At 72.4% G+C, this 19500-nt stretch carries 18 protein-coding genes; 13 read left to right on the plus strand and 5 right to left on the minus strand.

All coding sequences use genetic code 11. From position 1 onward, the window contains the following. The first annotated feature begins 33 nt into the window (after positions 1-33). Genes IEZ25_RS17355 through IEZ25_RS17390 form a run of 8 tightly spaced genes read left to right on the plus strand, consistent with a single transcriptional unit; the run spans position 34 to position 9767 of the window. Positions 34-729, plus strand: coding sequence for a response regulator transcription factor (locus IEZ25_RS17355; RefSeq protein WP_191200705.1), 696 nt, complete (start codon positions 34-36; stop codon positions 727-729). Next, positions 726-1922 carry a sensor histidine kinase gene (locus IEZ25_RS17360; protein WP_191200706.1) on the plus strand — a complete coding sequence of 399 codons (1197 nt, stop codon included), beginning with the start codon at positions 726-728 and terminating at the stop codon, positions 1920-1922. Before IEZ25_RS17355 ends, IEZ25_RS17360 begins: the two co-directional genes overlap by 4 nt. Before the next feature lie 19 nt (positions 1923-1941). Further along, complete coding sequence (locus IEZ25_RS17365; protein WP_425572685.1) at positions 1942-3522, plus strand: carboxyl transferase domain-containing protein; 1581 nt, start codon at positions 1942-1944, stop codon at positions 3520-3522. A gap of 5 nt (positions 3523-3527) precedes the next feature. Further along, entirely contained in the window at positions 3528-5351 is a 1824-nt protein-coding gene (locus IEZ25_RS17370; RefSeq protein WP_191200707.1) for an acetyl/propionyl/methylcrotonyl-CoA carboxylase subunit alpha, read from the plus strand. 39 nt (positions 5352-5390) lie between these two features. Next, positions 5391-6335, plus strand: coding sequence for a hydroxymethylglutaryl-CoA lyase (locus IEZ25_RS17375; RefSeq protein ID WP_191200708.1), 945 nt, complete (start codon positions 5391-5393; stop codon positions 6333-6335). Then, positions 6332-7435, plus strand: coding sequence for a hypothetical protein (locus tag IEZ25_RS17380; protein ID WP_191200709.1), 1104 nt, complete (start codon positions 6332-6334; stop codon positions 7433-7435). Before IEZ25_RS17375 ends, IEZ25_RS17380 begins: the two co-directional genes overlap by 4 nt. Beyond that, positions 7432-8580 carry a hypothetical protein gene (locus IEZ25_RS17385; protein WP_191200710.1) on the plus strand — a complete coding sequence of 383 codons (1149 nt, stop codon included), beginning with the start codon at positions 7432-7434 and terminating at the stop codon, positions 8578-8580. The genes IEZ25_RS17380 and IEZ25_RS17385 overlap by 4 nt, the downstream gene beginning before the upstream one ends. Next, on the plus strand, positions 8577-9767 hold the full coding sequence (locus tag IEZ25_RS17390; RefSeq protein ID WP_191200711.1) for a hypothetical protein: 1191 nt from the start codon (positions 8577-8579) through the stop codon (positions 9765-9767). The genes IEZ25_RS17385 and IEZ25_RS17390 overlap by 4 nt, the downstream gene beginning before the upstream one ends. A 5-nt stretch (positions 9768-9772) precedes the next feature. Here the strand turns inward: IEZ25_RS17390 and IEZ25_RS17395 are convergent, their stop codons facing one another. Both IEZ25_RS17395 and IEZ25_RS17400 read right to left on the minus strand, forming a co-directional pair. Continuing rightward, positions 9773-10450 carry an EcsC family protein gene (locus IEZ25_RS17395; protein WP_191200712.1) on the minus strand — a complete coding sequence of 226 codons (678 nt, stop codon included), beginning with the start codon at positions 10448-10450 and terminating at the stop codon, positions 9773-9775. 23 nt (positions 10451-10473) lie between these two features. Continuing rightward, on the minus strand, positions 10474-11847 hold the full coding sequence (locus tag IEZ25_RS17400) for a calcium-binding protein (protein ID WP_191200713.1): 1374 nt from the start codon (positions 11845-11847) through the stop codon (positions 10474-10476). Between the two features lie 72 nt (positions 11848-11919). On the opposite strand from IEZ25_RS17400, the gene aat reads away from it, so the two are divergent. The 3 genes from aat to IEZ25_RS17415 all read left to right on the plus strand — a co-directional run bounded on the left by aat (position 11920) and on the right by IEZ25_RS17415 (position 13711). Then, positions 11920-12606, plus strand: coding sequence for a leucyl/phenylalanyl-tRNA--protein transferase (gene aat / locus IEZ25_RS17405; RefSeq protein WP_191200714.1), 687 nt, complete (start codon positions 11920-11922; stop codon positions 12604-12606). Between the two features lie 90 nt (positions 12607-12696). After that, entirely contained in the window at positions 12697-13185 is a 489-nt protein-coding gene (locus IEZ25_RS17410) for a hypothetical protein (protein ID WP_191200715.1), read from the plus strand. A gap of 136 nt (positions 13186-13321) precedes the next feature. Beyond that, positions 13322-13711, plus strand: coding sequence for a hypothetical protein (locus IEZ25_RS17415; RefSeq protein WP_191200716.1), 390 nt, complete (start codon positions 13322-13324; stop codon positions 13709-13711). A 111-nt stretch (positions 13712-13822) separates the two neighbouring features. On the opposite strand, the gene IEZ25_RS17420 is transcribed toward IEZ25_RS17415, so the two are convergent. Beyond that, complete coding sequence (locus tag IEZ25_RS17420) at positions 13823-14704, minus strand: Fpg/Nei family DNA glycosylase (RefSeq protein ID WP_191200717.1); 882 nt, start codon at positions 14702-14704, stop codon at positions 13823-13825. A 45-nt stretch (positions 14705-14749) separates the two neighbouring features. On the opposite strand from IEZ25_RS17420, the gene IEZ25_RS17425 reads away from it, so the two are divergent. Continuing rightward, on the plus strand, positions 14750-15013 hold the full coding sequence (locus IEZ25_RS17425) for a hypothetical protein (RefSeq protein ID WP_191200718.1): 264 nt from the start codon (positions 14750-14752) through the stop codon (positions 15011-15013). 10 nt (positions 15014-15023) lie between these two features. Here the strand turns inward: IEZ25_RS17425 and zwf are convergent, their stop codons facing one another. Next, positions 15024-16532 (minus strand): glucose-6-phosphate dehydrogenase, encoded by a 1509-nt coding sequence (gene zwf / locus IEZ25_RS17430; RefSeq protein WP_191200719.1) that lies wholly within the window; start codon positions 16530-16532, stop codon positions 15024-15026. A gap of 84 nt (positions 16533-16616) precedes the next feature. Here zwf and IEZ25_RS17435 point away from each other — a divergent pair, with 84 nt between their 5' ends. Beyond that, positions 16617-17822: an ATP-binding protein gene (locus IEZ25_RS17435; protein WP_191200720.1), complete on the plus strand. Its 1206-nt coding sequence runs from the start codon at positions 16617-16619 to the stop codon at positions 17820-17822. 158 nt (positions 17823-17980) lie between these two features. On the opposite strand, the gene IEZ25_RS17440 is transcribed toward IEZ25_RS17435, so the two are convergent. After that, entirely contained in the window at positions 17981-19417 is a 1437-nt protein-coding gene (locus tag IEZ25_RS17440; protein WP_191200721.1) for a dihydrolipoyl dehydrogenase family protein, read from the minus strand. Positions 19418-19500 lie beyond the last annotated feature (83 nt).

Here is a 19500-nt window from a genome sequence, read left to right on the forward strand (position 1 = left end):
ACCGGCGCACGTCGCCATGACTACAGTGCGCAGATGCCGCAGATCCGAGTCGTCCTTGCCGAGGACGGCGACCTGCTCCGGGCCGGGGTGCTCGCCCTGCTGGAGGCCTACGACGACATCGACGTCGTCGCCACCGCGACGAGCCTCCCGGAGCTGCTGACCGCCGTCGACGAGCACCGACCCGACGTCTTGCTGACCGACATCCGGATGCCGCCCGACTTCACCGACGAGGGCATCCGGGCGGCCGGTGAGCTGCGGCGCACGCACCCGGACATCGGGGTGGTCGCGCTCACCCAGTACTCCGACGTGGAGTACGCCCTCGACCTGGTCCGCGACGGCAGCGACGGTCGTGGCTACCTGCTCAAGGAGCGCGTGGCCGACGTCGACGAGCTGGTGGCCGCGCTGCGGACGGTCGCCGGCGGCGGGTCGGTCATCGACCAGATCGTCGTCGACGCACTGGTGGCCACGAGCACCCGGCGCCGCGACTCGCTGCTCGACCGGCTCACCCCGCGCGAGCTGGAGGTCCTGGGCATGGTGGCGCGCGGCATGACGAACGCCGCGATCGCCGCCGAGCTGGTGATCACCGACCGGGCCGTGGAGAAGCACGTCAGCTCGATCCTCACCAAGCTCGACCTGCCGTCCGACGCGCCGGTGCACCGTCGGGTCGCAGCCACCCTGGTCTTCCTCAGCGAGGCCGGCGTCGGCGGCGGGGTGGCACCTCGCCGATGAGGCGGCTGCTGGCCGGGTGGGACTCCCTCGACCCGTCCCTCGCGTGGCTGCTGCGCATCAACCTGATCGCCCTCACCACCGCGACGCTCCTGCTGGCGGCGGCGTACCTCCTCGGCTTCAAGCACACCGCGGTCGAGATCGACCTCGCGGTGATGGTGGTCTCCCTGGTGCTGCTGCTGGTGAGCCCGCCGCTGACCCGGCGCTACGGCGCCACCGCCGCGATCCTCCTGCTGACGCTGTCCGCGGTGCTCTTCGCGTTCGGGGGCACCTGGGCCACACCCAACCTCAGCCCGCTCACCGCGCTGCTGACCATGGTCCCGCTCCTGGTCGCCTATCCCTACCTGTCGCGTCGCTGGATCCACGCGCTGATGGTCGTCGCGGTCCTCGGCAGCGCCGCCGTGGTCGCGCTCGGTGAGTGGCGTCGTGTCGTGCAGTACCACGAGTCGTGGGTGGTCAACGCCGTCGTCGTCGCGTCGTCCCTGCCGGCCGGGGTGATCATCGTGGTGTTCCTGGTGCGCGGGGCGTACGCCCGGCTGCAGGAGCAGTCCGACCAGCTCGTCGAGTCGCGCACCCGCATCGTGGAGGTCGCCGACGCGGCCCGCCGCAGCCTCGAGCGCGACCTCCACGACGGCGCGCAGCAGGGCCTGCTCGCGATGAGCGTGACCATCGAGCGGGCCCGCAAGGAGCTGCTCGCCGGGCGGCACGAGTCGGCAGCCGCCCTGATGGGGCAGCTGGCCACCGACAACCGGGAGGTGCTGACAGAGCTCCGCGAGCTGGCCCGGGGGATCTATCCGCCCCTGCTGGCCGAGCGGGGGCTGGTGGCCGCGCTCCAGTCGACCGCCCGTCGCTCGGTGGTGCCGGTCACGCTGGACGTGGCGGACTTCGAGCGGCCCAGCCGGCAGGTCGAGGCCGCGGCCTACTTCTGCATCCTCGAGGCGTTGACCAACGCCGCCAAGCACGCCGGGGCGAGCGAGGTGCTCATCACCGTGCGCGGGGCGCCCCACCTGTCGTTCACCGTGTCCGACGACGGCGTCGGCTTCGACCGCGACGCCGTCGACGCCGGAGGGCTCCTGGGCATGGAGGCCCGCGCGGCTGCTGCGGGGGGCTCGCTCCGCCTCGAGTCCGCCCCGGGGTGGGGGACGACGCTGCGCGGGGAGTTCCCTGGGGCACCCGCCGTGGACAGCCGAGGTTAACGATCGCTAACCTAGGGGCGTGTCCCAGCCACCGAGCCCGATGACAGGCCCACCCCCGACCATGCGTGAGCTCGTCGACGACCTGCGCTCCCGGCTGGCCCGGGTGCGCCAGGGCGGGTCCGAGGCCGCGCGCCGCAAGCACACCGATCGCGGCAAGCTCCTGGTCCGTGACCGCGTCGACCGGCTGCTCGACCCCGGGAGCCCGTTCCTGGAGATCGCGCCGCTGGCGGCCTACGGGATGTACGGCAAGGACGGCGACGACTACGCCGTCCCGTCGGCGGGCGTGGTCAGCGGGATCGGCCGGGTCGCGGGCCGCGAGTGCGTGGTGGTCGCCAACGACGCGACGGTGAAGGGAGGCACCTACTACCCGCTGACGGTCAAGAAGCACCTCCGTGCACAGGCGATCGCCGCGGAGAACCACCTGCCGTGCCTCTACCTCGTCGACTCCGGCGGTGCCTTCCTGCCGATGCAGGACGACGTCTTCCCCGACCGCGAGCACTTCGGCCGGATCTTCTTCAACCAGGCCAACATGTCCGCGCGGGGCATCCCGCAGATCGCCAGCGTGATGGGCTCGTGCACCGCCGGCGGTGCCTACGTGCCGGCGATGTCCGACGAGAGCGTCATCGTGCGCAACCAGGGCACGATCTTCCTCGGCGGACCTCCGCTGGTGAAGGCCGCGACCGGTGAGGTCGTCTCGGCCGAGGACCTCGGTGGCGGTGACGTGCACGCCCGCACGTCCGGCGTCGTCGACCACCTCGCCGAGGACGACGCGCACGCTCTCGCGATCGTCCGCTCGATCGTCGACACCCTCCCCGCGGTCCGGCCCGCCCGCGAGGCCGTCGCCGAGGTCGAGGAGCCGCACGAGCCGCCGGAGTCGCTCTACGACGTCGTGCCCACCGACACCCGCACGCCGTACGACGTGCGCGAGGTGGTCAAGCGCGTGGTCGACGGCAGCCGGTTCCACGAGTTCAAGAAGCTCTACGGCGACACGCTGGTGTGCGGCTTCGCGCGGATCCACGGCCACGAGGTCGGCATCGTCGCCAACAACGGCATCCTCTTCAGCGAGTCGGCCCTGAAGGGCGCGCACTTCATCGAGCTGTGCAACCAGCGCGGCATCCCGCTGGTCTTCCTGCAGAACATCACCGGCTTCATGGTCGGGCGCGAGTACGAGAACAAGGGCATCGCCCGCGACGGCGCCAAGCTCGTCACCGCGGTCGCGTGCAGCGTCGTGCCGAAGTTCACCGTCGTGATCGGCGGCTCGTTCGGCGCCGGCAACTACGGCATGTGCGGTCGCGCCTACGACCCCCGCTTCCTCTGGATGTGGCCCAACGCGCGCATCTCGGTGATGGGCGGCGAACAGGCCGCGTCGGTCCTCGCGACGGTCCGCACCGACCTGGAGGACGAGGCCGCCGTCGAGGCGTTCAAGGCCCCGATCCGCGGGCAGTACGAGACGCAGGGCTCGCCCTACTACGCCTCGGCACGGCTGTGGGACGACGGGATCATCGACCCCGCCGACACCCGCCGGGTCCTCGGCATGGCCCTCGCCGCGACGTCGTACACCCCGATCCCCGAGCCGTCCTACGGCATCTTCCGGATGTGAGTGACATGAACACCCTGCTCATCGCCAACCGCGGCGAGATCGCCCTGCGCGTCATGCGCACGGCCGCGCGCCTCGGCTGGAGCACCGTCGCGATCCACACCGACCTCGACGTCGACGCACCACACGTGCGCGCCGCCGACCGCGCAGTGCGGGTGGAGTCCTACCTCGACATCGACGCCGTGGTCGCGGCCGCGCGCGAGAGCGGTGCCGGATACGTCCACCCGGGCTACGGCTTCCTCTCCGAGCGCGCACCGTTCGCGCGGGCGCTGGCCGAGGCCGGCATCACCCTGGTCGGCCCGTCGGGTGACGTGATGGACGCGATGGGCCGCAAGGACGCCGCCCGCGAGGTCGCGGTGGCCGCCGGTGTCCCGGTCGTGCCGTCGTACTCCCTCGACGACGACCCGGCGACCTTCGACTACCCGGTGCTCGTCAAGGCCGCGGCCGGTGGCGGTGGCAAGGGCATGCGCGTGGTCCACCGGATCGGTGACTACGCCGAGGCGCTGGCGGCCGCGCAGCGCGAGGCGCGGTCGTCGTTCGGTGACGACACGATGCTGGTCGAGAAGTACGTCGAGTCCGGCCGCCACATCGAGGTGCAGGTCATGGGGGACACCCACGGCACCGTCCTGCACTTCTTCGAACGCGACTGCTCCACGCAGCGCCGCCACCAGAAGGTGCTCGAGGAGGCACCCGCGCCGACCATCACTGCCGCGCAGCAGGCCGCGATCACCGCCTCGGCCGTCGCCCTGGCCGAGCAGTGCGGCTACACCGGCGCCGGCACCGTCGAGTTCCTGCTCGACAACGCGTCCGGCGAGTTCTACTTCCTCGAGATGAACACCCGGCTCCAGGTCGAGCACCCGGTCACCGAGGAGGTCGTCCGGGTCGCCTCCGACCAGGGGCGCGAGCGGGTCGACCTCGTCGAGCTCCAGCTCCTCGTCGCGACCGGTGAGCCGCTGCCGTTCGGGCAGGACGCCCTCACGCTGGAGGGCCACGCCATCGAGGCGCGCGTCTACGCCGAGGACTCGTTCAACGGCTTCCTCCCGCAGGCGGGGGTGGCGACCCACGTGGCCTGGCCGGGCGAAGAGGGCGTCCGGGTCGACCACGCGCTCGAGTCCGGGCAGGAGGTCTCCACCTCCTACGACCCGATGCTGGGCAAGGTCGTCGCCTGGGGCCCCGACCGGGAGTCGGCGAGGAACGCGCTGGTCGAGGCCCTGGGCCGGACGGAGATCGCCGGCCTCACGACCAACACCGGCTTCCTCCGCACACTGGTGGCGAGCGAGGAGTTCCGGGTCGAGGCGATCGACACCGCGTGGCTGGACCGCAACGACGTACCCGCACCCGACGACACCGAGGCCCGGCAGCTCGCCGCTGCCGCCCTGGTCCCGGCCGGCGCAGCAGGGCCGTGGCAGGCCGACGGGTGGAGGTCGGGTGCCGACCCGGCTCCCGTCCGCGTCGAGGTGGGTGGCGAGCTGGTCGACGTACCCACGCAGCCGGCTCCGGGCTTCGTGGGCGTCACCTCGGCGGCGGTCGAGGTCGTCCTGCGGGGCCAGCGCTTCGTCTTCACCCGCCCCGACCCCTTCGCCGACGCGGCCGCTGCGGCGGGCGACGGCACCCTGCTCGCCCCCATGCCCGGCACCGTCCTCGCGGTCAACGTCGCCGAGGGACAGGAGGTGGCGGAGGGTGAGACCCTCGGTGTCATGGAGGCGATGAAGATGGAGCTCGCACTCACGTCACCCTTCGCCGGCACGGTCACCTCGGTCGCCCCGAGCGTCGGTGACCTGGTGAAGCTCGGCGCCGTCCTCTTCGTCGTCGAGCCCGCGTCTGCTGGTTGAGCAGCGAGGAGCGAGCGTGTCGAGACCAAGGAGCCCCCGATGAGCCTTCCCATGCACGTGCGCGCCGCCGGGATGCCCGAGCGCGTGACGATCTACGAGGTCGGCGCGCGCGACGGCCTGCAGAACGAGAAGGCGATCGTGCCGGTGGAGGTCAAGGCGGAGTTCGTACGCCGCCTCGTCGCCGCGGGGCTCCCGATCGTCGAGGCCACGAGCTTCGTGCACCCGCGGTGGGTGCCGCAGCTCGCCGACGCTGCCGAGCTGATGGCCGACCTCGGCGAGGCCGGTCGCCGGATGCCGGTGCTCGTGCCCAACGAGCGCGGTCTCGACCGGGCCCTCGAGCTCGGCCTCGAGCACATCGCGATCTTCGGCAGCGCGACCGAGACCTTCGCGAGCAAGAACCTCAACCGCACCTTCGACGAGCAGTTCGCGATGTTCGAGCCGACGGTCCTCCGCGCGCGCGAGGCCGGGATGGACGTGCGCGCCTACGTCTCGATGTGCTTCGGCGACCCGTGGGAGGGCGCGGTGCCGATCGAGCAGGTCGTCGCCGCCGGCACCCGGCTGCTCGACCTCGGGGCCAGCCAGCTGAGCCTCGGCGACACGATCGGCGTCGCGACGGCCGGCCACGTCAAGGCGCTCGTCGCGGCGTTCGGAGACGCGGGCGTGGGCACCGACCGGCTGGCGATGCACTTCCACGACACCTACGGCCAGGCGCTCGCCAACACGTTCTCCGCGCTCGAGTCGGGCATCACCACCTTCGACGCCAGCGCGGGCGGTCTCGGTGGCTGCCCCTACGCGAAGTCGGCCACCGGCAACCTCGCCACCGAGGACCTGGTCTGGATGCTCACCGGCCTCGGCATCGAGCACGGGGTCGACCTCGACGCGATGGTCTCGACGAGCGTCTGGATGGCCGGCCGGCTCGGCCGCCCCAGCCCGAGTGCCGTGGTGCGCGCCCTGGGTGGAGGGCTGGCAGAATCACCCGCATGAGCCGAGTCGTCCACCTGCACATCGGCGCACCCAAGACCGGGACGACGTACCTCCAGGACCGGCTGCGGCTCAACCACTCCTCGCTCGCCAAGAACGGGGTGCTCATCCCCACGACCCGCCAGGTGCGGCCGGGGGCACGGTCCGACCTGTTCCACTTCCGCGCCGCCCTCGACCTGCTCGACCAGGACTGGGGAGGATCGCCCGGGCACGCCAAGGGCGCCTGGGACTCGATGGTCCGCCGGGTCGACCGGGCCCACGGCAACGTGGTGATCAGCCACGAGATCCTCGCCGGCGCCGAGCCCGACAAGGTCGCCAAGGCGATGAACGACCTCGCCGACCACGAGGTGCACGTCGTCTACTCCGCGCGCGACCTCGGCCGCCAGCTCCCCGCGGCCTGGCAGGAGTCCATCAAGCAGGGCCGCAAGTGGGGCTTCCGCCGGTTCATCAACAGCTACGAGAACGGCAAGTCGTTCTTCTTCCGTGAGGCGATGGACCTCCCGGCGGTGCTCACCACCTGGGGCGCCAAGCTGCCCCCCGAGCGGATCCACGTCGTCACCGTGCCCCACGAGCGCGGCCCCAACGGCGACGAGCTCTGGCTGCGGTTCTGCCGGGCGTTCGGCATCGATCCCGCGTGGGCGCCGCTCGACTCCGAGCGCGACAACCGCTCGCTCGGCGTCGCGGAGACCTCGTTGCTGCGCAAGCTCAACCGCCGCCTCGAGCTCGGCATGCACCGCGACGCGACCTACGACAACCTGATCCGCGAGATCCTCGCGCAGGAGGTCCTCGTGGCCCGCGACACCGTGCCCGTGCGGCTGTCGCCCGAGCGCCACGACTTCGCCGAGGAGCAGGGCGAGCGGTGGATCGAGTGGATCAAGGCCAGTGGCGTCGACGTCGTCGGCGACCTCGACGACCTGCGCCCACGACGGCCCGCCGAGGGCGAGGTGTGGCGCAACCCCGACCGGGTCCGCGCCAAGCTCGAGCTGAGCGCCGCGCTCGACGCGCTGACCGTCATGACCAGGGAGGCCGCCGAGGCCAGCTCGACCGGTGGCCCGATGACCCAGCGCGTGCGCAACACGGCTCGTCGGCTGCGGGACCGTTGAGCGACGACGCCGCCCGCGCGCACGGCTGGGTCGCGCACCTGCGCGAGGGGGGTACGACGCCCTGGCTGGCGTGGCAGGGCACAGCGCCGGTCGCCGACGCCCCGGCACGCGTCCTGCCGGGGGCGCAACAGCTCGAGCTGCTGCGCCGGGTCAACCTCGCCCGCGGGTCGAGTGCTGCGCCCCGCGGCGGTGACGACGCGTCCAGCACTCGACTCGCCGCGCAGGTGCTGGCGGCCCCGGCCGCCGGCCGCGGCAAGGCCGACCTCCCGCTCGTCGGCGTCGCGACCTCGGGCTTCGGCCCTCGACCGGTGGATCCCGCCGCGGTGGGTGCGCGCGAGCTGCTGCGGGTGGCGAGCGTGGTGCTCGCCGACGACCTGGTCGCACTCGGACCCGACCCGGTGACCACCGGGTGGGCCCGACCGTGGCGACGCCGGGTGCGCCTGGTGGGCGACCCGGTCACGGCCGGGATCCTGCGCGAGCACCTGGCCGCGCGCGGGCGGCCCCAGGGCGGTCCGCGTCCCCTCCTCGTCGCGCTCGGCGCCCCGCTCGACGAGCTGCTCGCCCGCACCTGGACCCAGCGGTGCTTCGAGACCGGCACCAAGCCGTGGCCGGAGTGGCTGCGGTTCTGGCGCGAGCGCGACCAGCTCCCCGCTCGCACCGACCTCGCGGCGTCCGTCGAGCGCTGGCCCGCGCGCCGTTCCCACGTCCGGGTCGTCACCGACCTGGCCCGGCTGCCCCAGCAGGTCGGCGTACGCCGGTTGCCCGCCGTGCGCGTGCCCGGTGCCGACCAGACCGAGCTGGCCCGTCGGGTCGCGGCGGTCGTCGGCCTGCGGGTCCCGGCACCGGAGCGCCCGGCGCTGATGCGGACGCTGCAGCGGCGGATGCCCGGCACCGGCGTCGCGCCCGTCGGCGTGCCCGAGCGCGAGCGCGACTGGGTCGCTGCGTCGGCGGCCCGCATGACGCGCGCGATCACCCGCGCTGGCTACCCTGTCGTCGGCGACCTCGCCGATCTCGCACCTCGCGCCACCGCCTCGGCCGTGGCCGGTGCCGACGACCAGCAGGTGCTGGACCTGGCGATCGCGATGATCGCCGACCCGGGCTGGAGGCAGGCGAGAAGGGCGGCAGGAAGGGTGGTGGAGCGATGAGCAGGCGGGTGCTGCTGCACGTGGGCTGCCCGAAGACCGGCACGTCGTACCTCCAGGACGTGCTGTTCCGCAACCAGGAGACGCTGCGCGAGCACGACATCCTCTATCCCGCCGACCGCTTCGACGCGCACTTCCTCGCCGCCCTCGACCTCATGACGCTGCCGTGGGGCGGACTGGAGACCGAGGCCGTCGGCGCCTGGGACCGGCTGGCCGCCGAGGTCCGCGAGTGGCACGGCACCGCGATCATCAGCCACGAGATCTTCGCCCGCGCCACGCCCGCCCAGGTCGAGCGGGCACTCGCCGCGCTCGGCGACACCGAGGTGCACCTGGTGCTCTCGGTGCGCGACCTGGTCCGCCAGGTCCCGGCGGAGTGGCAGGAGAACGTCAAGCACCGCAGCCACATCACCTATGCCGCGTTCCTCGAGACGATCCGCGACCCGGCGCGCGACTCCCGCATCGGGTCGTGGTTCTGGGCCGTGCAGGAGCTGCCGGACGTCCTCGACCGCTGGGGCTCCACCCTCCCGCCCGAGCACGTGCACCTGGTGACCGTCCCGCCGTCCGGGTCCGACCGCGGCGAGCTGTGGCGGCGGTTCTCGCGCACCTTCGGCCTCGACGGGATCGACCTCGACCTCACCGCCGAGCGCGAGAACCCGTCGCTCGGCGTCCCGGAGACCGCGCTCCTGCGCGCCATCAACCAGCGCGTCACGTCGGTCGTCGCGCCGCCCGACTACCGCCCGCTGGTGCGCGAGGTGCTCGCCCACCAGACGCTCTCGCGGGGATTCGCCTCGGCTCGGCTGGGGCTTCCGCCCGACGACCACGCGTGGGCGCAGCAGCTCTCGCGCGCGTGGGTGCAGGTGCTCCGCGAGCGGGACTACGACGTCTCGGGGTCGCTCGACGACCTCCTCGGCCCGGACCTGGGCACCTTCACCGACCCCGACACCTCGACCGCCGACCAGCTGCTGCCGCCGGCCCTGGACGCCATCAGCGCTCTCCTCGTCGAGGCGGCCCGGCTCCGCGAGGTCGAGGAGCGGCTGCACCGCGAGCTGCACGAGGCGCGCGAGGAGCGTGACCGCGTGCGGGAGACGACGACGTACCGCGCGAAGCGCAGGATCGTCACGACGCTCGAGGACTCCGCCCCCGGGCGGGGCACGCTCGAGGTCTACCGACGGGTGCGCGGGCGGGGCTGACGGGCTCAGCGCTTGCGCGCGAGCAGCTCCCGGTCGGCGTAGCGTCCGACCTTCCAGGTCGCGTAGCCGTCGGCGCCCATGCCGACCACGCCGCCGATCACCGGCACCCGGCGGCCCACGGTGGTGGCGAGGCGCTTGCCGGCGACGCGGGTGATGAGGTCGGTCGCGACGACCGCCGAGATGGTGCCGTCGAGCGCCGGGTCGTGGGCGGGCGCGGTCGCGAGCGCCATCGGTGTCGAGGGGAGCTTGCGCTTCTTGACCATCTCGTTGACCTGCTCCTCACCGAGCAGCAGCGCGAGGATCGCGTTGCGCACGCGCGGGTCGGAGAGGTCGTGCCCGCGCAGGTGGGCGATCCCGGCGACCATGCGGCACTGGATCAGCGCCAGGCCGGTGACGTTGGCGGGGATCGCGACGGCCATCGTGATCAGCCCACCGATGTTGGTGGCGAAGCCCTGGGCGCCGGCGATGCGGACGTTGTTCTCGATGACCTCGTGGATGGCGCGCTCGACGTTGCCGCGCTGCTCCTTGAGCTGCTTGTCCGCAGCGGTGGCGGCGGGGGCCAGCGGACCGACCCCGTCGATCGCGCGGTTGAGCGCCTCGCGCACGAAGCTCGTGGTCATCCCGGGAGCGAGCTCCTGGATCCGCGGCGCGAGCTGGCGTCCCACCGTCTGCTTGAGGCCCATGCCCCGATCGTACGGCGGTCGGGCTAGCGGCGTGCCTCGCACGACCGGACCTGCTCGCCACGCAGGCAGCGATCCCGCGCCGGACCACCGACCAGCACGTCGCGGCCCGACCCGCCGTCGAGCAGGTCACGTCCGATCGAGCCGATCAGGTGGTCCGGGCCACCTCGGCCGAAGGCACGCACCTGGCGCATCTGGCTCCCGTCGACGTGGTCGGGTCCGGGGCCTCCTAGGTAGGTGAGGCGGACTCGTGGGCTGCGGTTGAAGTCGATCCCCTCGAGGTGCCGGTAGGTCGCGATCCGGTGGCCGCCGACCGCGATGCGGGCGCGCGGGCGGTCCACCGTCAGCCGCGACCCCTTCGGGACGACCGCACGAGTCGCGCCGAAGGTGAGCCGGTCGATGCCGGGGCCGCCGTCGAGCACGTCGCCGGTGGTGACGAGGAACTGCTCGAGCGAGTCCCGCCCGCCGCCGCCGAGGAGGTCGGACCCGCCTTCGCTGGCGACGTAGTCGCGCCCGGGACCGCCGTGGAGCACGGCGCCCTGGTCGCGACCCGCCATCGCGAGGAAGTCGCGGCCCGCGCCCCCGGTGATCCGGTCGGCGCCGAGATCGGCTCTCACCTCGTCGTCGCCGGGACCGGTCGACACGATGTCGGTCCCGGCCGTGACGCCGTCGCCCCTGCCGTGCACGGCCCTCTGCCAGTCATGGTCGGGGAAGACCAGGTCGTCGCCGCCGCGGGTCTCGATGCGGTCGGCGCCACCACCGCCGATGACGAGGTCGGCGACGTCCGAGCCGAGCAGCACGTCGTCGTACGCCGATCCCGCGACGCCGCCGTTGGAGGCGAGCGCCGCGATCGTGTCGGTGCCCTCGCCGGTGGCCGTGCCGGCAGCCAGGTCGACGGTGACCGGGCCGGCGGCGTCCTCGTAGGCCACGACGTCGAAGTAGGGACGATCTCCCCACCAGATGTCCTCGGAGGCCGGGTCGTGGCCGAGGTCGACGTGGTCGTCGCCCGGACCCGGCGCGATGTAGTCGCCGTAGTAGCCGTCGTCGGGCTCGTACTCCTCGTCGAGCCCGCCGAAGAGTCGGTCGTCACCGTCGCCACCGTGGATCTCGTCCGCACCGCCGAGCCCGCAGATGGTGTCGTCGCCGCCTCCACCGACGATCACGTCCGACTTCTCCGAGCCCACGATCACGTCGTCCCCGGCAGTGCCCTGCACTGGCGCCGGGGGCCAGGTGGTCGGCGTGGGCGCCACGATCGTGGCGACGAGGCCGTCACAGGTCGGGACCGCCGCTGCGGTCGCCGGAGCCGCACCCACCGTGGTGAGGGCAAGCGTGGCCGCAGCGGCGAGGGAGGCCAAGCGGGTCGGGCCGGTCAGGTGGGTGGGTGTCGTCGTGCGTCGCATGGGTCCTCCGAGTCGGTGATCGTGAGGGAGACGGCCCGGCAGCCCGATTGGTTGTTCGCTACCGTGCCGAGAGTGCCCATCGCCCCAGCTCCGACGCCGTGGGCCTTCCCCCACCACTCGACCTGGGACCCGGACGACGACCTGGTCGCCCTGGGTGCCGACCTCGACAGCGGCACGCTGGTCACGGCCTACGGGCTCGGACTCTTCCCGATGCCGGTGACCCTGGACGGCGACGAGCAGCTGGGATGGTTCTCGCCGGTGGAGCGCGGCGTGCTGCCGCTGGACGGCATGAAGGTGTCGCGCTCGCTGCGCCGCTCGGCCCGCGACTTCGAGATCCGCATCGACTCCGCGTTCGACGAGGTCCTGGCGCAGTGCGGCAGCCCCGACCGGCCGGACGGCTGGATCACCCCGGCGTTCCGGCAGGCCTACGGTCGGCTGCACCGGCTCGGCTGGGCGCACTCGGTGGAGGCCTGGCGCGACGACGAGCTCGTGGGCGGTCTCTACGGCGTGAGCATCGGCGGGCTCTTCGCCGGTGAGTCGATGTTCCACCGCGAGCGCGACGCGTCCAAGGTGGCGCTGCTCGCGCTCGTCGAGCTGCTCGACGACGGCCACGCCGAGCAGCGGGTGCTCGACGTGCAGTGGCAGACCCCGCACCTGGCCTCGCTGGGCGTCGTACGACGTCAGCGCGGGGAGTACCTCGAGCAGCTCGAGCAGTCCCTGCGCGTGCCGCTTCCGGCCGCCTTCCGAATGGACGATTGAGACTCGCACTGGTGGGGTAGACCCCGGAACGAGACTGAACACGACGCGCCGCGAGGCCGCGTCCCACCCGAGTCCCGCGAAGGGGAATCCATGAACTTCCGTACCCGCCTCACCGTGACCAGCGCCGTGCTGCTGGTCGGCTCCGTCACCGCTGCCTGCGGCGGTGGTGGGGGCGCCGGAGCACCGACCGACGCCAGTGAGAAGGAGTTCTGCAACGCGCAGCTGAGCCTGTTGGACAACCTCGACATCGACGTGACCGACCCCGAGGCCTCGACGCCCGACGAGGAGGCCGTGGCCGACGCCATGCACTCCTGGGCCGACGAGCTGGAGAAGGTCGGCACTCCGGAGGGCATCTCCGACGAGGCTCGCGACGGCTTCGAGGAGACCGTGAAGGCGGCACGCGACATCGATGCGTCCGACCTGGAGACGCCCGACATGAGCGCTCTCGAGGACGGCCTGTCGGCCGACCAGAAGAAGAGCCTGGAGACCTACTCGACCTACGTCACCGAGAAGTGCGGGTCGATGTTCGACGACATCGAGATGCCTGAGCTGCCGGAGACTCCCGAGAGCACCGAGTGACGCGCTGACGCACCTAGCCAGGGCGGGACGGGACCGGGGGTCCGTCCCGCCCTGTGCTGCTCGTCATTGCCCGTTGCGCTGAGCGCGCTGGGTTGCGGGAGTAGTCTCCCTGCAGGAGGCGAGAGAGGTGAGGGCATTGGCGATCGCACGCGAGGGCAGGATCTGCTCGTTCTGCGGCATGCCCGGAGGTCCGGGCACCGACCTGCCCCTCATGGGCGGTCTCGGAGCGCAGATCTGTGCGTCGTGCATCACGCACTTCCACGCCGTGGTCGAGGACGAGGCCGCGATCGCGGAGTCCCGACGTGCGTTCCCGTGGGAGTCGATGTCGGACACCGAGGTCCTCGCGGTGCTCCCGCAGATCCTCGCCTCGGCCGAGCAGAACCAGCAGTTCGCGCACGAGTGGGTCGAGCTGCTCCGCGAGCGCAACGTGTCCTGGGCCGAGATCGGCCGGACCCTCGGGGTCTCCCGTCAGGCCGTGTGGGAGAGGTTCGCGAGGAAATCGGGGGACAACGGCGCCACGGCGTGAGATCATCGTGCATCGTCAAGCTATGCTTGACGCACCAGGGCGTCGGTCGGGTTGTCACGGGGGTGAGCCCGATCGACGCCCTGTTCTCCATGTCGCCGATGCCGTCGCCGCTCACTTGAGGAGTCGGGACATCCTCCGGTCCGCGAGGGGCTTGCCACCGGTCTGGCAGGTCGCGCAGTACTGCAGGCTCGAGTCGGCGAACGACACCTCCCGCACGATGTCGCCGCACACCGGGCACGCCTGACCGGTCCGTCCGTGCACGGCGAGGTTGCTCTTCTTCTCGCCCTTGAGCTCGCTGGCGGCGAGTCCCGTCGAGCGCTGGACCGCGTCGCCCAGGGTGGTGCGGACGGCGTCGTACAGCGTCCGGAGGTCGTCGTCCTCGAGGCTGTTGGCGGGCTTGAACGGCGACATCCTCGCGGCGTGGAGGATCTCGTCGGAGTAGGCGTTGCCGATGCCGGCGATGATCGACTGCATCCGCATCACGCCCTTGATCTGCTTGCGTCCCTCGGCCTGGAGGATCCCGCGCAGCACGTCGATCGTGAAGTCGTCGGAGAGCGGGTCGGGCCCGAGCCGGGCCACGCCCTCGATCTCCTGCGGGTCGCGGACGACGTAGATCGCGAGCCCCTTCTTGGTGCCGGCCTCGGTGATGTCGAGGCCGGGCTGGACGTCGAGGTCGGGGTCGTCGATCACGATGCGGGCCGCGAGGGGGTTCTTCGGGTTGGGCCGCGCCGGGAGGGCGGGCACCTCGTCGCGCCAGCGGATCCAGCCCGCCCGGGCCAGGTGGATGACCACGTGCACGCCACTGGCATCGACGTCGAGGAACTTGCCGTGGCGCGTCACGTCGTCGACGAGCGTGCCGTGGAGCGCGTGCAGCGGGGGGTCGAAGGTCTTGAGCGCGCTGAACGCGGTCAGGTCGACGCGGCTGATCGCCCGGCCGACCAGTCGGCCGCGCAGGTCCTGGACGAGGGCTTCGACCTCGGGGAGCTCAGGCACAGGAGAAGTCTAGGCAGATCTCTGTGTGCCGGGTCACAATGAGACATGGCCCAGTCGCACGTTCCTCGCACCGGGGCGGTCTTCCTCGACCCCCGCGGTGAGGATCGCTCGCTGCGGGTCACCTGGCACCAGGAGTCACAGCTCGTGGTGCTCTCGCTGTGGCGCGACAACGTCTGCGCCGGCACCTTCCGTCTCTCCGCCGACGAGGTGCCCGACCTCATCGCCCTGCTGCGCACGGGTCTCGACCAGGCCTACGACGCCGCACGTGAGCGCGTCGAGCGCCTGGACCGGCCGCAGCAGGCCGGCTGAGGCGAGGCCGCTACTTCTTCGCCCGCCACTCCCGCTCGAAGGGCAGTCGCCAGGCGTGCGGTGCGATGAGCTGGTGGATGGCGTTGGGCCCCCAGGTCCCCGGTGCGTACGGCTTGACCGGCGGCGGGTCGTCGAGCAGGGCAGCCGAGCGGTCCCAGAGGGACTCGATGCCCTCGGCCGTGGTGAAGAGCGTGTGGTCGCCGCGCATCGCGTCGAGGATCAGCCGCTCGTAGGCCTCGAGCACGTCGCCGGCCGACTCGGTCTCCCCGGTGGAGAACTGCATCGACAGCTTCTGCAGCCGCATGCCCGGGCCTGGACGCTTGCCGTAGAACGACAGCGACACCTTGGACTCGTCGGCGAGGTCGAAGGTGAGGTGGTCGGGGCCGGCCGAGCCGACGCCGGAGTTGGCCGGGAACATCGAGCGCGGCGCCTCCTTGAAGGCGATCGAGATGATCCGCTTGCCCTCGGCCAGCTCCTTGCCGGTGCGGAGGTAGAACGGCACGCCCGCCCAGCGCCAGTTGTCGAGGTGGCACTCCAGGGCGATGAAGGTCTCGGTGTCGGAGTCGGCGGTGACGCCCGGCAGGTCGGTGTATCCGGTGAACTGCCCGCGCACGACGTCGGCCGGCCGGATCGGCAGCAGCGAGCGGAAGACCTTGTTCTTCTCCTCCGAGATCGCCCGCGGCTCCAGCGCGGTCGGCGGCTCCATCGCGACGAACGCCATCACCTGGAACAGGTGGGTGACGACCATGTCCTTGTAGGCGCCGGTCGACTCGTAGAAGTTCGCGCGCTGGTCCAGACCGAGGGTCTCGGGGATGTCGATCTGCACGTGATCGATGAAGTTGCGGTTCCAGATCGGCTCGAAGAGACCGTTGGCGAACCGGAACGCGAGGATGTTCTGGGCGGCTTCCTTGCCCAGGAAGTGGTCGATGCGGAAGACCTGCGACTCGGCGAAGGTCTCGTGGACCCTGTTGTTGAGTGCGATCGCCGACGCCAGGTCGGTGCCGAACGGCTTCTCCATCACCACGCGCGACCGATCGACGAGGTCGGCCTCCCGCAGCATGTCGATGACCGGCAGTGCCGCCTTCGGGGGCACCGAGAGGTAGTGGAGGCGGCGTACGTCGCCACCGAGCGCCTGCTCGGCCCGGCCGACGGCGGCTGCCAGGGCCTCGGGCCCGGCGGACTGCGGGACGTAGGTCAGGTTGTCGTCGAACAGGTCCCACTGCTCGGGCGTGAGCTGCTTGTGCCCGAACTGCTCGACGGCGGTGCGGGCGAAGGCACGGAACTCCTCGTCGCTCTTGTCCTCCAGCGACGTGCCGACGATGCGGATGTCCGGCGCCAGGTCGGAGAGGACCAGGTGGGCCATGCCGGGCAGCAGCTTGCGGCGAGCGAGGTCGCCGCACGCGCCGAACAGCACGATCACGTGGGGGTCGAGATGCTCCTGGGCGTAGCGCGACGACTGCCGCGACTCCGCCGGGTAGGAGATGGACTGGGCGGCGTACGGCTCCTGCGACTCGGTCACCTCCCGATCGTCGCAGGACACAGGTGACTTGCCGAGTATCCGCTGGTCTAAGGATCTGGCTAGATGCACCGATAGCGTGTGGTCGTGGACCCCATCCGGAACCCGTACGCCCCCGGCGCGGGCCAGCGCCCGCCCGAGCTCGCCGGCCGCGACGAGCAGCTGGCCGCCTTCGACGTCGTCCTCGAGCGCGTGGCCAAGGGCCGCCCCGAGCGCAGCCTGGTGCTGACCGGTCTGCGCGGAGTCGGCAAGACCGTGCTGCTCAACGCGCTGCGCGGCACCGCCGTGCGCAAGGGGTGGGGGACCGGCAAGCTCGAGGCCCGTCCCGGCCAGGGGCTGCGGCGCCCGCTCAGCAGCGCGCTGCACCAGGCCGTGCGCGAGCTCGGGCACGGGGACCAGGACTCGGTCGACCACGTGCTCGGCGTCATCAAGTCCTTCGCCCACCGCGACGCCGGTGCCGGCGCGAAGCTCAAGGACCAGTGGAGCCCGGGCATCGACGCCCCGGCCGTGCGCGGGCGCGCCGACTCCGGGGACATCGAGATCGACCTCGTCGAGCTCTTCACCGACCTCGGCGGGCTCGCCGCCGACGTCGGCAAGGGCATCGGGATCTTCGTCGACGAGATGCAGGACCTCGGCCCCGACGACGTGTCGGCCCTCTGCGCCGCCTGCCACGAGCTCAGCCAGTCCGGGCTCCCGGTCATCGTGGTCGGTGCCGGCCTGCCGCACCTGCCGGCCGTGCTCAGCGCCAGCAAGTCCCACAGCGAGCGCCTCTTCCGCTACCAGCGCATCGACCGGCTGAGCCGCGAGGCAGCCGACCGCGCGCTCGAGGCGCCCGCCGCGGAGGAGGAGGCGGCGTACGACGCCGAGGCGCTGGCCGCGATGTACGACGCGACCGGCGGCTACCCCTACTTCATCCAGGCCTACGGCAAGGCCGTGTGGGACCTCGCCCCGCGCTCGCCGATCACCGCGGCGGACGTCGCCGTCGCTGCCCCCGAGGCCGACGCGGAGCTGGCGGTCGGGTTCTTCGGCTCGCGCTACGAGCGAGCGACGCCGGGGGAGCGCGACTACCTGATGGCGATGGCCGACGTCGCCGCCGCGGCTCCCGCCGACGGCTCCGACGTCGAGGAGTCCGTGACCAGCGCCGACGTCGCCGCCGCGCTGGGCAAGAAGCCGCAGTCGCTCTCGCCCGCGCGCGACTCCCTGCTCAAGAAGGGCCTGGTCTACTCCGGCGAGCGCGGCCGCATCGCCTTCACCGTGCCCCACTTCGGGCGCTACCTCCGCGAGCGCGGCTGACCGTCGCCGGTCGAGCAGGGCACCCTGGCGCCAACACCGCCGGTTGAGCAGGGCGCCCTGGCGCCCGTGTCGAAACCAAGCCTGCGCGGAGCCCTGGGTCTCGACACGCTCGCTGGCGCTCGCTGCTCAACCGGCGGGAGGGAGGGGGCGCTCGCTGCTCAACCGGCGGGGGAGGCGGGCGGGATGCGGAGCTCGCGCGGCAGCTCCTCGAGCAGCCGGAGCCAGAGCTCGGCGGCGGTGGGGTACGACGCGACGGCGTGACGCAGCACGTGGACCGGGACGTCGCCGGTGATGGCCACGGTCGCTGCGTGGACCAGCTCCCCGGCCTCGGGACCGACGAAGGTGGCGCCCAGCAGCAGGTGGGAGGCGGCGTCGACGACGAGCTGGGACTCACCGGCGACGTGGTCGCGCAGCAGGGCGGTGCCGGCGGCCGACGAGGTGGGAACCCGTGACGTGACGACGTCGTGCCCGGCCTCGCGCGCCTCGGCCTCGGTCATCCCGACGCTGGCGACCTCGGGGTCGCTGAAGACCACCTGCGGCACCGGAGCCTCGCGGTCGGGCTCCCAGGCCACCTCGCCCGCGGCGGCCGCGGCGATCCGCGCGCCGACGACGCGCGCCTGGTGCTTGCCCCAGTGGGTCAGCGGCGGGCCGCCGCTGGCGTCGCCGACGGCGTGCAGCCACTCGGGCAGGCGCCCGGACTTCACGTCGTCGGCCGTGAGGCCCACGGAGGAGAGCCCGATGTCGTCGAGCCGCGGTGCCCGCCCGATGGAGAGCAGCAGCTCGTCGGCCACGATCTCGCCGTCGGAGGTGGTGAGGGTGAGCGTCCCACCGTGGACCTTGCCGATGCCGGTCGCGGCCGCGTCCTCGCGGCGTACGTCGGTGACCTCGGCGCCGAGCCGGACGTCGATGCCGCGGCCGCGGAGTCCGGTCAGCACCGCCTCACCCGCGAACGGCTCGGTGCGCCCGAGCAGTCGGCTGTCCCGGACGACCAGCGTCACCGACGAGCCGAGTGCGTGCATCCAGATCGCGGCCTCGCAGGCGACGACCCCGCCGCCGACGATGACCAGCCGGTCGGGGACCTCGACCACGCCGGTCGCGTCGTGGGAGTCCCAGGGGAGGGCGTCGGCGTACATCGCCGGCACGTGGGCCGCGCTGCCGGTGGCGATGACGACGGCGCGTCGGGCGGTGACGGTGAGGTCCCCGGACGACGAGGCCACGCGGACGGTGCGCTCGCCGGCGAGGCGACCGTCGCCGCGGAGCACCGCGATCTCGGCACCCTCGGCCCACGTCACCTGGCCGGCGTCGTCGTAGTGCGACACCCAGGTGTCGCGTCGCTCGAGCAGCGCCTTCGGCGCGACGTGCGCGGTCGAGACGCCCGGCAGGTCGGCGGTCAGGTCGGCGACCGCGACCGGCCGCAGGAGCGCCTTGCTGGGCATGCACGCCCAGTAGGAGCACTCCCCGCCGAGCAGCTCGCGCTCGACGATCGCGGCGGTCATGTCGGTGCCCTCGACGGCGTACTGCGCGGCGTTCTCGCCGGCCGGCCCGCCGCCGATCACGACGACGTCGTACTCGCGGACCTGTGACTGACTCTCCATGCTCGCGACACTAGACCTCACCCGGGATTCGCGGGACCCTTGCCACTTCAACTACACTTGTCCTCGAGGGGAGTACCCCACCA

The organism is Nocardioides hwasunensis, from assembly GCF_014779665.1.
Lineage (GTDB): Bacteria > Actinomycetota > Actinomycetes > Propionibacteriales > Nocardioidaceae > Nocardioides > Nocardioides hwasunensis.

Coding starts and splice junctions, on each gene's coding strand:
- IEZ25_RS17355 (WP_191200705.1), top strand. CDS start 34: ATGCCGCAGATCCGAGTCGTCCTTGCCGAGGACGGCGACCTGCTCCGG.
- IEZ25_RS17410 (WP_191200715.1), top strand. CDS start 12,697: ATGAACTTCCGTACCCGCCTCACCGTGACCAGCGCCGTGCTGCTGGTC.
- IEZ25_RS17440 (WP_191200721.1), bottom strand. CDS start 19,417: ATGGAGAGTCAGTCACAGGTCCGCGAGTACGACGTCGTCGTGATCGGC.
- IEZ25_RS17400 (WP_191200713.1), bottom strand. CDS start 11,847: ATGCGACGCACGACGACACCCACCCACCTGACCGGCCCGACCCGCTTG.
- IEZ25_RS17395 (WP_191200712.1), bottom strand. CDS start 10,450: ATGGGCCTCAAGCAGACGGTGGGACGCCAGCTCGCGCCGCGGATCCAG.
- IEZ25_RS17380 (WP_191200709.1), top strand. CDS start 6,332: ATGAGCCGAGTCGTCCACCTGCACATCGGCGCACCCAAGACCGGGACG.
- IEZ25_RS17425 (WP_191200718.1), top strand. CDS start 14,750: ATGGCCCAGTCGCACGTTCCTCGCACCGGGGCGGTCTTCCTCGACCCC.
- IEZ25_RS17375 (WP_191200708.1), top strand. CDS start 5,391: ATGAGCCTTCCCATGCACGTGCGCGCCGCCGGGATGCCCGAGCGCGTG.
- IEZ25_RS17390 (WP_191200711.1), top strand. CDS start 8,577: ATGAGCAGGCGGGTGCTGCTGCACGTGGGCTGCCCGAAGACCGGCACG.
- IEZ25_RS17360 (WP_191200706.1), top strand. CDS start 726: ATGAGGCGGCTGCTGGCCGGGTGGGACTCCCTCGACCCGTCCCTCGCG.
- IEZ25_RS17370 (WP_191200707.1), top strand. CDS start 3,528: ATGAACACCCTGCTCATCGCCAACCGCGGCGAGATCGCCCTGCGCGTC.